Consider the following 524-nt stretch of genomic DNA (forward strand, 5'->3'; position numbering starts at 1 on the left):
GCAAACTGAACTTGCGGCGCAAAAGGGTTGTGTATTTGAATTCCTTTTATGTTTGAAGCGACCCTTTGCATCGATTTCTTGAAAGACGCTACGCTTTTTTCCAAAGCTTGTTTCGATACTTTTTTAGAAGCTTTAGTTGCTTTGGCAGCGACCTGCCCTACCTTCCCCGCTTTGGCGGCTTTTGCTGCTTTGTCAACGCCTTTAGAGCCAACAATCGATGTCCCGACCATTCCAACGGCATAGCTAAACCATCTGGCTTGGGTGTAAGAATCACCATTGACGACATCTCGTTGATACGAGTCTTCAATTCCTTTTTTTATAATATTGAATGTGACATCAGGATGATGAAGTGTAAAGTTAATGCCCTCAATCGTTTCGTCTGCGTGAACGACCATGTCCCATAGGCCTACTGCAGTATCGACGACTGCATTTTTGAGTCCTTCAGCACTTCCTTTAATTGCGTTGCCAAAATCACGAGCGCCTTCAATTTGATTGAAATATCGCTGTTGCCAAGGGGAAAGGTT

1 pseudogene is annotated in these 524 nt (G+C 44.1%); it reads right to left on the minus strand.

What is annotated here, in order from left to right:
• Positions 1–395 (minus strand): annotated as a pseudogene (locus LQ247_RS21980) (hypothetical protein); the annotation flags it as partial.
• Positions 396–524: the final 129 nt, after the last annotated feature.

The organism is Bacillus sp. BS3(2021) (assembly GCF_021043345.1).
In the GTDB taxonomy this organism is placed as follows: domain Bacteria; phylum Bacillota; class Bacilli; order Bacillales; family Bacillaceae; genus Bacillus; species Bacillus paralicheniformis.